The sequence below is a fragment of the Methylophaga sp. UBA678 genome (assembly GCF_002299105.1).
GTDB classification, from domain to species: domain Bacteria; phylum Pseudomonadota; class Gammaproteobacteria; order Nitrosococcales; family Methylophagaceae; genus Methylophaga; species Methylophaga marina.
The window spans coordinates 40,624-53,436 of record NZ_DBNG01000019.1 but is presented as its reverse complement, the minus strand read 5'-3'; the positions used below and the strand labels follow the sequence as shown (position 1 = coordinate 53,436).

Annotated in this window: 12 protein-coding genes and 1 tRNA gene; 2 read left to right on the top strand and 11 right to left on the bottom strand. The window is 43.4% G+C overall.

Going from position 1 to position 12,813, the window contains the following annotated elements:
* The 9 genes from B3014_RS10560 to B3014_RS10520 form a co-directional block, all read right to left on the bottom strand.
* On the bottom strand, nt 1-858 hold an 858-nt coding region (locus B3014_RS10560; protein WP_289286970.1), incomplete at its 3' end, for a PQQ-binding-like beta-propeller repeat protein.
* 184 nt (nt 859-1,042) lie between these two features.
* Nucleotides 1,043-1,687: a response regulator gene (locus B3014_RS10555; RefSeq protein WP_286303796.1), complete on the bottom strand. Its 645-nt coding sequence runs from the start codon at nt 1,685-1,687 to the stop codon at nt 1,043-1,045.
* A complete protein-coding gene (locus B3014_RS10550) occupies nt 1,684-2,958 on the bottom strand; it encodes an ATP-binding protein (protein WP_289244408.1) in 1,275 nt (424 codons plus the stop codon). Before B3014_RS10550 ends, B3014_RS10555 begins: the two co-directional genes overlap by 4 nt.
* A 213-nt stretch (nt 2,959-3,171) precedes the next feature.
* Nucleotides 3,172-3,243, bottom strand: coding sequence for a pyrroloquinoline quinone precursor peptide PqqA (pqqA, locus tag B3014_RS10545; protein ID WP_081443609.1), 72 nt, complete (start codon nt 3,241-3,243; stop codon nt 3,172-3,174).
* Nucleotides 3,244-3,387: 144 nt separating this feature from the next.
* Nucleotides 3,388-4,032: a response regulator gene (locus B3014_RS10540; RefSeq protein ID WP_286303794.1), complete on the bottom strand. Its 645-nt coding sequence runs from the start codon at nt 4,030-4,032 to the stop codon at nt 3,388-3,390.
* Nucleotides 4,029-5,747, bottom strand: a complete 1,719-nt coding sequence (locus tag B3014_RS10535) for a PAS domain-containing protein (protein WP_289244409.1) — start codon at nt 5,745-5,747, stop codon at nt 4,029-4,031. Before B3014_RS10535 ends, B3014_RS10540 begins: the two co-directional genes overlap by 4 nt.
* On the bottom strand, nt 5,744-6,061 hold the full coding sequence (gene soxZ, locus B3014_RS10530) for a thiosulfate oxidation carrier complex protein SoxZ (RefSeq protein WP_286303792.1): 318 nt from the start codon (nt 6,059-6,061) through the stop codon (nt 5,744-5,746). Before soxZ ends, B3014_RS10535 begins: the two co-directional genes overlap by 4 nt.
* Nucleotides 6,061-6,546 carry a thiosulfate oxidation carrier protein SoxY gene (locus tag B3014_RS10525; RefSeq protein WP_289244538.1) on the bottom strand — a complete coding sequence of 162 codons (486 nt, stop codon included), beginning with the start codon at nt 6,544-6,546 and terminating at the stop codon, nt 6,061-6,063. Before B3014_RS10525 ends, soxZ begins: the two co-directional genes overlap by 1 nt.
* Before the next feature lie 5 nt (nt 6,547-6,551).
* On the bottom strand, nt 6,552-7,994 hold the full coding sequence (locus B3014_RS10520; RefSeq protein ID WP_289244410.1) for a M48 family metalloprotease: 1,443 nt from the start codon (nt 7,992-7,994) through the stop codon (nt 6,552-6,554).
* Between the two features lie 102 nt (nt 7,995-8,096).
* Between B3014_RS10520 and B3014_RS10515 the strand changes: the two genes are divergently transcribed.
* A complete protein-coding gene (locus B3014_RS10515) occupies nt 8,097-8,327 on the top strand; it encodes a sulfurtransferase TusA family protein (protein WP_289244411.1) in 231 nt (76 codons plus the stop codon).
* Between the two features lie 234 nt (nt 8,328-8,561).
* The gene (locus B3014_RS10510; RefSeq protein WP_289244412.1) at nt 8,562-9,929 is read left to right on the top strand and encodes an acetamidase/formamidase family protein; all 1,368 of its coding nucleotides are present in this window, start codon (nt 8,562-8,564) and stop codon (nt 9,927-9,929) included.
* A gap of 102 nt (nt 9,930-10,031) precedes the next feature.
* On the opposite strand, the gene B3014_RS10505 is transcribed toward B3014_RS10510, so the two are convergent.
* Together B3014_RS10505 and B3014_RS10500 are read right to left on the bottom strand one after the other, a co-directional pair.
* Nucleotides 10,032-11,954: a methyl-accepting chemotaxis protein gene (locus tag B3014_RS10505; RefSeq protein ID WP_289244413.1), complete on the bottom strand. Its 1,923-nt coding sequence runs from the start codon at nt 11,952-11,954 to the stop codon at nt 10,032-10,034.
* Nucleotides 11,955-12,314: 360 nt separating this feature from the next.
* Nucleotides 12,315-12,391 (bottom strand) — tRNA-Arg (locus B3014_RS10500).
* Nucleotides 12,392-12,813: the final 422 nt, after the last annotated feature.

Genomic DNA, 12,813 nt, shown 5'->3' with positions numbered 1-12,813 from the left:
ACCAGGACGTTGAACCGGGTTCCAGGTTGATGGGTTACCGCTACCATAGTAAAACAGGTTTAAATCAGGATCGTATGAATACCAACCCCAAGTCGTACCACCACCAATTTTCCATTGGTCACCTTGCCAGGTTTTCAAAGATGAATCTTTGCCCACGGGTTTCAGCATAGAAGTGGTTTTTTCTGGGTCAACTAACATTTCATCATCAGGACCGGTGCTATACGCTTTGTATTTCACGTTACCATCAAAGTCATACGCTTGAACGTAACCACGTACACCAAACTCACCACCTGAGATACCGACGATAACTTTATCTTTAAATACGTGGGCCGCTGCTGTGCTGGTCGCACCGCGTTTGGCATCATCACGTTTGTCAGACCAAACCACTTTGCCATCTTCAGCGTTTAAAGCAACAAGTGTTGTATCTGCTTGGTTCAGGAAGATTTTACCGTCTGCATAGCTTAAACCACGGTTAACTGTGTCACAGCACATGACTGGCACTGTTTCATCGTAGTTTTGTTTTGGCTCAAATTTCCATTTCATTGCACCATCGTTATTTAAATCCAACGCGTAAACAATGTTTGGGAATGGAGTATGAACATACATGGTATCGCCGATAACCAGAGAGTTACCTTCATGACCACGTAAAACACCTGTTGAGAAAGACCATGCCATTGTCACATCTTTGACATTGTCTTTATTGATTTCTGTTAATTCAGAGTAACGTTGGTTGTTGTAGTTACCTGCTGGCATTACCCAGTTATTTGGATCTTTTTGCATTTCTAGCAACTCATCAGCAGCAGCCAAGCCTGGCACTGCCAATGTCATCATTGCTAATGACAAAGTTTTCAGCTTCATTTTTAATCCCTAGTTTTTGATTACAGAACATGTCGAGAGGAATAACAACGACATGGTTCCCACACTTTATGCTCGTTATGCCCAAGAATCATTACCAAATATTCCCGATTTTCACGGGAACAAAATAACAGGCACCAAGGAATTAAAACCTAAACACATGAAATAACTATTATTTAAGCAATTCTCATTGCTCGGTAATTACCCCATATTTCATTGCCAATCTCACCAATTCAACCGGAGAATGAATATCTAGCTTCTGTTTTAAGCTGGTTTGATAGTTAGCCACCGTTTTCTGACCAATATTCAGACGACCGGCAATTTCTTCGACTAATTTACCTTCAGCTAATAGTCGAAAGACCTCAAACTCTCGGGAAGTTAGCCTCTGAGTGGGATTATCATCTCCGGTTAAACTCTGTAATGCCACCTTTTGGGCCATATCAGCACTTAAAAAGCTTTTTCCAGATGCTACCTCTTTTACGGCTTTGACCAGATCTTCAGCATTACCGGATTTTGCCACGTACCCCATAGCACCAGCTGTTAACGACTGAATGGCATAGGTCGCATTTTCATGCATCGAAAACATAATGACTCGTGCATCTGGCCAACGATGAAGAATTCGACGTAATGCTTCCAGCCCCCCCATACCCGGCATCGACATATCCATAACAAGAACATCGGGCTTATTATCCGGATAAGTTTGATACGCTTGCTCTCCACTTTCCGCTTCCGCAATCACTTTGATTTCAGCATTTTGTTCGAGTAAACGACATAAACCTGATCTGACGACGGCATGATCATCAGTCAGCATAACTTTAATTAACTGGCTCACGCATTATCTCCTTGTTTAGGAACCGTCACATCTATCGTGACGCCTTGATTTAAATTAGATGAAATTTCAAAAGTGCCACCCACGCTGTCTAATCGCTCTTTCATACCTGCGAGACCAAAACGTTGAGTATGTTGTTTGGGGTCAAAGCCTTTACCGTTATCGCTGACGGTCAAATGTATCATTTGTTTTTCTTCTTTTAAGACAATCCAAGCTTGATTGGCTTTGGAGTGACGACTGATATTAGTCAGACATTCCTGTATGACACGATAAAGTGTTAGTTGGGCATTTTCTTCCAGGCATGAAAACTCACCATCAAAATGATATTCCATTTCAATATTGGGGTGTCTTTCACGCCAGCTATCGACCAGTTCTTGCATAGCCGCTATAAACCCTAGCTCATCCAAGCCGCCTGGCCTGAGTCGTTGAAGCATGGTACGGAGGATGTCCATCATCAACCCCACCACTTCATCTATAGCTGAAGCACTCTTTTTAGCTGCTTCCAGCTCATTGGTTGACTTGATCACTGAAGCATCGACATGAATCGCGGTCAGATGCTGACCAATTTCATCATGTAATTCATGAGCGAGACTTTTCCGCTCTGCTTCCTGCAAACGGATGATTTGCTGAGTTAGACGGTGATTATTACGAATGCTGCTTTGTAGAGTAGATGCCATCATATTAAATTTGTGACTAATACTGGCCATCTCTGGTAATTCAAAAATAGGCAAGCGGCTGTCCAGATTGCCAGTTTCAATATCTGTTAGAGCAGCGATAATCTGATCAATGGGCTTCAACGCACGAGCCACCACCATATAAACCAGAATATTCACAAAAACAAAAAACAGCGAAATCATGGTCAACAAGGTTTTTGTTTCCCCCCATGCCTCAGCGATTTCGTTGTCCGGTTTTGGCTTGATAACCAGTTCGCCAATTTTCTTTGTATTGACGTAAACAGGCAGTCTTTCAGGTTTCAAATCATCAAGCGCGGAATACATCTCCTGACCAAACCAGTCTGGATAAGGCTGATGCTCATTGCTGTTTTCATCTTCATTACTTTCAATAAGCTGATTCGTTGGCCCGTAGAACTCTATTCTCAGATGCCGAACTCCGGCTAATTTACTGAGCATAAAAGGTGACTGGGACTCATCAGAAAGTACTTTATCCCTGAATCTGAAATGGCTTAACTCGGCATCGAGCATATGTAATGCAAAGTCCATAGTAGATGCAACTTCAGCTCTTACATCTTCACGAGCATTGTGGATTGCCTTCACGGCGCCAATCACTAATATAATTAATAGAACAGCTGTGACGATTAAATTGAGTCTGTATCTGAGATTCATGCACCAAGACTATGTGAAAAAAACAACCATTCTAGTATTGCCGAGATGTCTTGGAGATAGGAGAAATTCCCTTTTACAAAAGTAAGGGACAAAAAAAAGCCCCGTTGCCGGGGCTTTTTTATATTCTCTGTATGAGAAAGGTGTTTAGCGGTTACAAATGTACATTGTTACTTCGAAACCGAAACGCATGTCTGAATATTCTGGTTTAGTCCACATAGTAAATACCTCTTCATTCACTCAGCCACTATTGGTTGAGTTCCATGGTGATAAGTTTACGCAGACAAATGAATAATTCGCAGAGAGATTTACTCGTTAACACTCAGGATTTTTCTGAATAACAGCTTTGTGCAAAATAAACGCTTAAGCATCGACCAAACCACAGCGAATCGCTAATCTGGCAAGCTCAGCCGAGTTAGATACATTCAATTTTTGTTTAATATTCGTATGATGTGTTCCTACGGTTTTAGGGCTTAAGTTTAAGATGTCCGCAATGTCGTTTACGGTTTTCCCCTCAGCCAGTAGTCGAAACACTTCAAACTCCCGCTGGCTTAAGACATCCACCGGATTTTCTGACCCGGTTAACTTCTGCATGGCAAGCTGCTGAGCAATTTCAGGGGCGATACAGGTTTTTCCTTGAGCAACCATGTCTACAGCTCTCAACATTTCTTCGGGTGCGCTGCGTTTAGGTATAAATCCTAAAGCACCTGCTTGCATGGCTCTGGTAGTAAACACGCTATCTTCATGCACGCTAAGCACAAGTATTTTTGCAGAGGACTCTCTTGCAATAATTCTTTCAATAGCCCCCACACCACCGATGCCTGGCATAGAAATATCCATGACCACCACATCCGGATGATACTTGCTAAAATCTTGAACGGCTTGTTCCCCACTTCCTGCTTCAGCGATAACAGTAAATTTATCACCATCTTCTAAAAGACGGCGGAAACCCGCTCTGACCAATTCGTGATCATCAACCAACAATATTGTTTTTTTATCCAGACTCATAATAATCTGTCCGTTCTAAGAGGAATAATCACGCTGATCTTGACGCCATGACCTGGCTCACTGATAAGTTGAAACTCACCACCAAGACTCTGCGCACGTTCACGCATACCTAACAATCCAAAATCGACATCAGAATGCAAGTCTTTGACGACCATACCCTTGCCATCATCTCTAATCTCAATAATAAGATTGTCTAATTCGCTATCACTGCTTTTCTGTGTTTTAACCAGCACATGAATCTTAGTGGCGTCCGCATGTCTGACCGCATTAGTTATAGCTTCCTGCACCACACGGAATACCGTCATATTCATCATTTCATTCAAATTATCCAGACGCCCAGAAACTTGAATATCAAAGTGAATGCCAGGTTCTCGCTCTTGCCAGCTGGTGATGGCCTGCTGCAACGTCGGCACCAACCCTAAGTCATCAAGAGGACTCGGCCTCAAGCGCGTAATCATATTATGCACCACATCATAAATATGACTCGCTGTATCAATAATGGCTTGAGCACTGTTAAATACACGTGGCTCAGTCTGCTCAGTACGGTTTCTGATTAATACGGCATCGGTCTTAATCGCCGTCAGACACTGCCCTAACTCGTCATGAAGTTCTCTGGCCAAGTGGCGTCGCTCCGCTTCCTGAACTTCATCCATATGCTGTGTCAGTAAACGCGTTTCTCTGAGTTGCGTTCTGGCGGCTTCGGCTTGTTTTAGTTCGGTAATATCACGCAACGTACAAATAAGACCAATCACCTGCTGTTCTTTATCAAACAAAGGCACCGTTGACATCAGTAGTGATACTTTCTCACCATCCGGTCTCAACAGTGTTGTTTCCATATTTTCAGTGGTTTCACAGTTTTCTAGAATGGTAGCTATTTGCTGATGTGACTGTTCGAAACCCAAGTTGGCAAGTGCCTCACCTTTCAGTACTGGGGTTTGCTTTGCGAATAAACGTTCAGCTGTGGAATTACAAAAGGTGATATTGCCTGCGTGATCTAAAGACAAAATAGCATCACCAGATTGTCTTACCAGCATCGCTAAGCGTTGATTTTCAGCCATACTTAATTCAAGCGCTTGTCCCATCCGGTTGAATGTCTGACTGATCTGATTCATCTCTCCCAAGCTAAAATCAGGTAAACGTAGATGCAGATCACCTTTTTCAAACGCCGATAGTACCTGTAATAATCTCTGCAATGGTCGTAGAAACCAGTCTACCCCCCAATAGAGAAAAATACTGACAAACACAAAAACGACTAATCCAAGAGCCAGGATGCCTCGAATATCCATCCAACGGTCACTGATTTCCTGCATTGGCGCTGCATAAATGACCATATGCCCAGTGCCAAAACGTTTCGACAATGGTGTAATTTCAGGAAACAGTACTTTCACAAACCATTCTGGTGGTTCAACTTTAAGCGTTTCATCAGGCTCACCTTCAAATAACAAGCCCTGTGTGTCGAACATCAGAATATGTAAACTTCTGATTTGGCTTAACGCTTTGACCATTTCATGAATTTGTTCGTTAATACCATGTTCACGATTGAGGGGCTTATCTGCCAAAGTCAAGGTGATCAATCGTGCTGCAGCATTCATTGTATCTTCGACTTCAACTTGCACTGATTGGCGTGCATTGGATATCAATACACCTGTACTTGCCAGTAATGAAAGCAATAATAATGCGGTAAAAAACAGATTAACTTTTAATTTAAGACTCATCGTAACTCAGTTTCAGTTACGCCTTTGGCGCCAAGGTTATCCACCCAACGAATCATGATCTTGTCACCCACGGCTCCGCCAGCTAACTGAAAAGAAAAATACGGGTTACGTGCAGTAGCGGTTCCACATTTTAAAGCCATGACTTCATTTCCATTTCGCCAACAGCGAATATCTTGAATAAACTCCGCGGGAATCAGTTCACCGTTTTCATCTTTAGCTCTTCCCGTATGCATTGGGTGAGCAAGCAATAAACGAACAGTGGTATCACCATCTTTCAACTTCGCACGAATTCGATCTCTAGCAGTAATGGCCATTAAGCACAACCTCCAATATCCACTGAAATATCACGTGAGGTTTTATATAACTTACCATCCGCTCTGATAACTGCGATTATTTTTGAATCTTCAGCGACTTTAATCATGCTCTTGAATGGCAGTTTCACATCGGCCGTCAATTCAATACTCATAGCCAGTGGATTAGGATTTTTATCAACTAAAATAGCTATGCGTTCAATATCTTCCAGCGAAGAATGCACTTCAAAAGGTACCGAAGCACCATTCACAGCATAACTTGGAGGCGAGCCGACTTTAAAGCTGACTTTCTCTGCAGGAATATCTTGGGCCTGACCTAGCAATGCTAATAACGCATCCTCAACCGTGTCTGCCGTAAAAGCATCCGCAGGCCAATGTGCTAAAACACGCTTGGGAGCTAATAAACCTGAACTCGCCACCAATGCCAATGTCGAGGCTGAGATAGCACTCTTCAAAAAATCTCGTCGGCTTTTGTCTGAATTCTCCATCACGTTTAATTTTCCATTTCGCTCATGGCATTCTCAACTTCTCTCAACCTTGAAGCAATTTTTGATAGTTGATACTCATTTCTGCCAGCTGCCTCTGCAGCTAGATGCAGCTGGTCTGCAGCCGCTTTGAGTAAACCAGACTCATAATAGTACTCTGCAAGCCAGGCATGTGACTCACTTTTTTGCCCCATGTCCCCTTTCGCTTGCGCCATCAGTCTGTATATCTGGCGCCCGCCCTCACCTAGCTCTATTTGTGTTTGTAATAACTTCGCCGCTTCTGCAGGCCTAGCCGTTCTTAACAGGGCATGGACCTGATTCAAAGTCAGCGCACGATCATCAGGGTACAATCGCTGATTATCTTCGTAAATATCGAGTGCTGCTTTTACTCTGCCCACAGATAATTCGATATCCGCTAAAGCGAGTTGATAGGCTAAGCGATCAGGTTCTTTGTCAATTAATGGCATCAAACGCTGGCGAGCCGCTGTGTACTGTGCATTTTTAATCAAAGCCAGCACGTAACCATAATTCACAGGGTCTTTATTGACCAGCTCATCTCTGGTCAATTGGTGTTGATAATACTTGATCAATTCCCCACTATCTTGAGCCGTCATCACTCGCAGCTTTTCTTTAATCAGGTAAAACTGCTCATGATCAGACAACCGTGGCTTTACACTTAATTGAGAAGCTCGCCCTCTGGCATCGGCTATACGCGAAGTCGTGACAGGGTGAGTTCGTAAAAACTCAGGAACCGCATCGCCCCCATAAAACCGACTGGCTTGCTGTAACTTCTCGAAAAAGCTTGGCATCGCTTCAGGATTGAAGCCTGATCGAACCAATGTCTGCATACCTATATTGTCCGCTTCCGCTTCATTCGCTCTGGTATAGTCAATCTGGCTCTGAATACTTCCGGCCTGAACTGCCATGATAGCGGCCGAACCGGCTTTGGGATCAGCAGCCCCCAACAGCGCAGCAGCAATCATGGCGGCTGTGCGGGGTATGGTCATACGTTTCGAATTTTCAAAACTTCTTAAGATGTGACGCTGGGTGATGTGGGCAATCTCATGCGACATAACAGAAGCCAGCTCATCTTCATTGGCGGCTGTGAGAATCAATCCGGAGTTAACCCCCACGTAGCCACCTGGAGTGGCAAAGGCATTGACCGTACCATCGGGCACGACAAAAAAGGTGTAGTTCAAATTAGGTTCGTTACTATTCGAGGCCAAGCGGTAACCTAAAGACTGGATGTAGCTATTCACTTCAGGATCTTCGACCAAGTCCGTGCTTTGTTGTAAGCGCCAGAAAAAAGCCTGACCAATCTCCTGTTCTTCTCGGGGAGAGATTAATTCACCCGCGCTATCCCCCATCTCTGGTAGGGCAATATCCAGCGCCCAGCTTGTGCTTAGATGGCTAAAAAAAAGTAAACTTACGATGTAATATAGTGTTCTCATAAGCCAAATAGACTCATCATGTGGGCACACGGTTCCAGCAAGACAGTGAATACAAATCCGTTTATCATTGCGTCATTTTTAAGAATAGATTGGACAACTAGTATGTCAGAATTTCACAAAGAAATTGATACATCCGGCCTTAATTGCCCTCTTCCAGTATTAAAAGCCCGAAAAGCATTGGCGGACATGACATCCGGCCAGAAACTGTTATTAATTGCTACCGATAAAGGCGCCAATAAAGATATTCCAGCATTTTGTAAAATGACGGGTAATCAGTTGATAGACACATCTGAAGTCGATGATAAATATCATTTTGTACTTGAGAAGGCTTAATTCCAGCTCATGCGATCACGCCACCAGATATCTACCCGCATCAATATCGCGCATTTGCTCTAAGATGATCCATCAAAGTACCGGCAAAGATAGTGCAGAACTACATCTACATCTACATAAAATTCAGAAAAAACAATAACTAACCTTCTTTTTTCTTCAATCTCGAAAGATGGCACCTTATCTGCTTGTTTTTAAAATGATTTTTCATTTTTAAAAAATACGGAGCAGTTATTAATGAACAAAGTCAGTCCTTTCAAACATACTGGTTTCATTGCCAGTTCTATTTTTGCCACGCTACTAGGTAGCCCTGCATTTGCTGAAATAAGCTGCGAGTCAGAATCAACTGAAGCGAAACATCACTATATTCCGGCTAACAATAAAACCGTTCATTGGGGCTACTTTAGTAAAAATAAAACGCCACAAGCCATTGTCCACTCTGGTGATTTTGTCACCCTGGAAACGCTGACTCATCATGCTAATGACGATGCAGAAAGAATGGTAAAGGGTGATCCTGGCGCTGAGAGCGTTTTCAAATGGGAAAAAAATGATAAAGGTGTGGACAGGCGAGGTGCTGGCCCCATGGATGCGTCAATCTATGGTCGTGGAGCCGGAGAAGGGTTTGGTGTCCATGTCTTAACAGGCCCAGTCTATGTCTGTGGTGCAGAACCTGGTGATGTCCTTGAAGTACGTATTCTGGATATGTACCCACGCCCTTCTGGTAATCCTAAGTATGCTGGCAAAACATATGGCGTTAATGCTGCAGCATGGTGGGGGTATCACTACAACGATATGATCGAAGACCCCAAACCGCGTGAAGTCATCACTATTTTTGAGCTTGATGCAACAGGCGAGAAAGACTGGGCAAAAGCCGTCTATAACTATCAATGGGTTCCACAGACTGATCCCAATGGTGTTGTCCATGAAAAAATTGACTACCCCGGTGTTCCCGTTGATCACAGCAAAATCACCAAAAACACAAAAGTACTTGAGAATATTCGTGTCCCAGTCAGATTGCATTTTGGAACAATGGGTGTAGCTCCGGTCGAAACAGATTATGTTGACTCTATTCCACCCGGTTACTTTGGTGGCAACATTGATGACTGGCGTATTGGTAAAGGTGGCACCATGTACTACCCAGTTGCTGTTGAAGGTGCTTTACTCAGTGCAGGCGATCCTCATGCTGCACAAGGTGACTCTGAACTTGCTGGTACTGCCATTGAAACCTCAATGACAGGCGTCGTTCAAGTAATCCTCCATAAACAAAATGAGCTGCAAGAGACGGTTTTAGCAGGTCTGGATTATCCTCTTCTGGAAACAGACACCGAATGGGTTGTTCACGGCTTTAGTTATCCTAACTATCTTGAAGCACTTGGAGAAAAAGCGCAGAGTGAAATTTACTCAAAATCTTCTATTGATAACGCCATGCGTGATGCTTTTAGAAAAATGCGTCACTTTTTGATGACAGCTAAAGGGCTCAGTGAAGATGAAGCCATTTCACTGATGTCGGTATCTGCTGACTTCGGTATAACGCAAGTTGTTGACGGTAACTGGGGAGTTCATGGCGTTATTGAAAAACGCGTATTTGCTGGCGATACTGACTAAACTGATTGGCTTTATATTTTTCTTAGTCATATAAGCAAAAAAGGGCTATCCACGGGTAGCCTTTTTTAATGAATAATTTAACCAGAGTAAGCAGCAGAAATTTTAAGTTTTATATTGCGACATCAATTCTTTAATTGAAACAGCCAGTCCCTGAAGTTGATGACTAGCTTTAGCTGCCTCTTCTGAATGAGCAGCACTTTTACGTGCGTTGTCCTTGATACTGGTGACATTTCGGCTGACCTCTTCAGAAACAGCACTCTGTTGTTCAGCCGCACTTGCTATATCTGTATTAAGAGCATGAATCTTATCTGCAGCAGAAAGAACACCTTCTATGGCCGCAATAGCCGTCGCACTTGACTGAACATTGTGATTAGCATGCTCAATCTGGATCAACATACTTTGAGAGACTTTATCCACATCCTCGTGCAAACGCTGAATCAGTTTTTCAATCTCACCGGTAGAGCTTTGTGTTTTACCTGCCAGCGTTCTTACTTCATCGGCCACGACTGAAAAACCACGACCTGATTCGCCTGCTCTGGCGGCTTCAATAGCCGCATTCAGCGACAATAAGTTTGTCTGCTCAGCGATATTGTGAATCACATCTGATACCTGACCGATGTCTGAGCTGGCTTTTTTCAAGGACAACAGGGTCTGTTCTGAAGCTTTTATTTCTTCAGCCTGAGTTTGAAGCGCGTCAGCCATTTCTTTCAAAAACTTTGCAGCTTCTGACGCTTGTTGTTGAACCTGATTAGAGGCCTGCTCGCCCGACATGGTACTTTCAGCCACGCTCTGTGCCGTAGCACTCATCTGATTAACAGCGGTGGCTGCCTGTTCCGTTTCCTCAGCTTGTTCCTTGTTTATCCGCTCCGAGCTCTGAGCAATTTGATGTAATGATTCTGCAGAATTCACCAGCTCTTTAGATTTATCCTCAACAGCGACAATCGTTTTTCTCACCCTCTCAAGCAACTTATCAAAGCCATTAGCCATATGACCAAACTCGTCTTCACTTGTGGAGTTGAATCTTTGGGTCAGATCTCCTTCACCTTCAGTGATTGACATTAGTGTGTTGGTTGTTTGAGCCAGTCGACTGACGACGACACGCTGTAACAGATAATAAACCAAGCCGACGACTGAAAACCCCAATACGGATGAAACCACGAAATATATCAGTGCTTTTTGCCACAGTAATGTGGAAATATCTTCTTCCGAATAGGCCACCACTAACTCATACCCCCAGGGTGCGAATGGTTTATCATAAAGTTGCCAGGTTTCTCCCGGCTCTTTTATCGCATCAGCAATAACAGACTCAACCTGATGAGCCGAGTGTTGTCGAATTTGCTCTTTAGCATCTATCAAAGCGATAAAACCTTGCTCGAGCAACTGACCAGAGGCAATAACTGCATTCACTTCTTCCATGTTGACCTTGTAGCCTACATAGGCAATGCCGACGACTTCATCGAATGCATTTTTCAGTGGTTCATAGCCGGTGAAATAAGGTTCCCCTAGAATATCCACAACACCATAAAAGGGCTTACCTTCTCGTATTTGTGTGATAGCCAGTCCGTTAGGGTCTAGAACAGTACCAACAGCACGTTTACCTTCTTTCTGGACATTGGTGCTTACTCTGACAAAATCATCATTATGTTTACTGAAAATAGTGGCCGTACCGCCATTCAGCTGAGCTACTCTATCAACCAAGCCATAGTTCAAAGCCTGGGGGGAATCGCCAAAACGAATATCATTCACCACCATGTCATTTATTGCCACTGTGCCAGCCTGAGAAACATCTCCTTTACGGCTAATCATATCCAACATGGAGCGCATGCTACTGCTCACCTGATCCAACATCAGATTATTAATGACATTGAGCATCTTCGCTGTGGAATCGGAAAGCTGTTCTGCTTGTTTCGAGAGACGAGTATGAAGAGATTGATTCTCAGAATACGTTAATGCGGCAACGGTAATGATTGCCAGCACTAAAATGGATGAAGCCAGCGCGATAAGAAATTTCTTTTGAATCGACATATTGCTCTCTCTCAGCATGACGATGGCTTGTGCCATTCTATATGAGTTAGTGATAAAGAGCGTATCGCCAAAGTTTGATTAAACTTTAGATGCCACTGATCACTATGTTTATCAATCTATGCTGATAGAGGGACTGATCTCTTGCTGTGTCTTGCAGAAAAACAGAGAGTGCATTCAAGGGAAAATGAATACCAGTTAGTATGGATAAAAGAGTAAGCCGATAGTTTGAAAGCGAACCACAGATAAATGGTCACTGGCTAATACGCATTTTGAGTGTCCCAAAATTGTCCCAAATGGGCATTTTAAGGATCTAACACTGAAACCAGAGTAATGTAACTTTTTGAAAAAAGGAAGGTTAAATGGCGTCCCCGGCAGGAGTCGAACCTGCGACCTTCCCCTTAGGAGGGGGACGCTCTATCCAGCTGAGCTACGGGGACATCGGGCTGGCATTATAACAGGATGCTCTTATAGCTAGCCAGCCGAGCGACCGGCAACTGAACGGCATCAACTCAACCTTAAAATCAAAGTTAAGTGAAAAAAAACTGCTCGATATTTGTCCACAAACACCTCTACCAACTTACCAATGCTCTGACGCTCAAACGCTCATTTCAATAACTCAAAACAGACAAATACCATCAGCACATCATTTTGATTCGTTAAAGATAGCTTTTTTGGTATTTATCTCAGCCTTACGGGTGATGAATGACAACAATTTCGCATTGATTGCCGATGTCGAGTTCGGCGGTATATAGTGATGAGGAGTATGCAGCAAGGAGTCTCACCTTGCAGTATGCGTTTTAATTTCAAAAAAACATCGCACCTATAAAGCACACCTAAAGCCCCATACCATGGGGCTTTC